Source organism: Jiella flava (assembly GCF_017349315.1).
Classification (GTDB): Bacteria; Pseudomonadota; Alphaproteobacteria; order Rhizobiales; family Rhizobiaceae; genus Jiella; species Jiella flava.
The window spans coordinates 1-839 of sequence record NZ_JAFMPP010000046.1; the positions used below are offsets into that span (position 1 = coordinate 1).

Annotated in this window: 1 protein-coding gene; it reads right to left on the reverse strand. The window is 51.4% G+C overall.

Annotation, left to right across the window (positions count from 1 at the left end; all coding sequences use genetic code 11):
• A partial coding sequence (locus J1C48_RS18750; RefSeq protein WP_207259521.1) for a hypothetical protein occupies nt 1-839 on the reverse strand: 839 nt, incomplete at both ends.

The window sequence follows — 839 nt, forward strand, 5'->3', positions numbered from 1 at the left end:
GCATATTTCGGTCCGCCTTCGCTCTGAAGCTCATTCAGACTAGCACTGTTTGCCTTTACCTCAACGACCTTGACGGCTCCAGTTTCGGGGTTTCGTCCAACAAGGTCGATCCCGTTGTCCGAATTATTCTTGAGTTCTCGAATGTCCCGGTAGCCTTCGCCCGCAAGTCGCTGGCGCGCCTGAGCTTCAGCCCGTTTACCCTTCTCTGCGTTCGTTTTCTTCTTTTCATCCGGCGCGTCATTATCTTTTAACGGCTTCTGCGGGTCTTCGCGCAAAACGCCAGAATGATATTGCAGTTCCTCGACTTCTGCCTCCAAATCTCCTGCTTTGTAAGTTCTAATGATCCTTCGCATGACACTGCCAGGAGCGCCCATAACGGCAGTGACAGAGACCAGAGTGTCTTTCGTAACGATAGCCGTTTCCGCGACAGCACCGCCTATGCCACTGGCAACCCCGGAAATGTGGGTCATAAACTTGATAGATTTGAGAAGTTTTATAGCGCCTGCTGTGAGACCCGCACCTAAAGCTAGTTCTCCAACAAAGAACGCGGCGTCGGTCGCCGTTGTGGCGACAGCGTACAATACGCCACATTCTTTCCAGCGGCGCTTGATCTCATGCCAGAGGGAAACAAAAAATTCCTTTAGCTTGCCTTTGGCAATTGCATATTCCGTGTCGGCGGCATCTTGGAGAGTTTCCGCCCGTTTTGTCTCTTCACGTGCCCAGCGTTCATTGTATGCTTTCGCATTACCGTCTTGTGCCCATGGGACCGGATAACCAAACCAGTCATGTCCAAATTGATTGACCCAATCTTCAAATGAACCATTTTTGGCGCGTTCGGC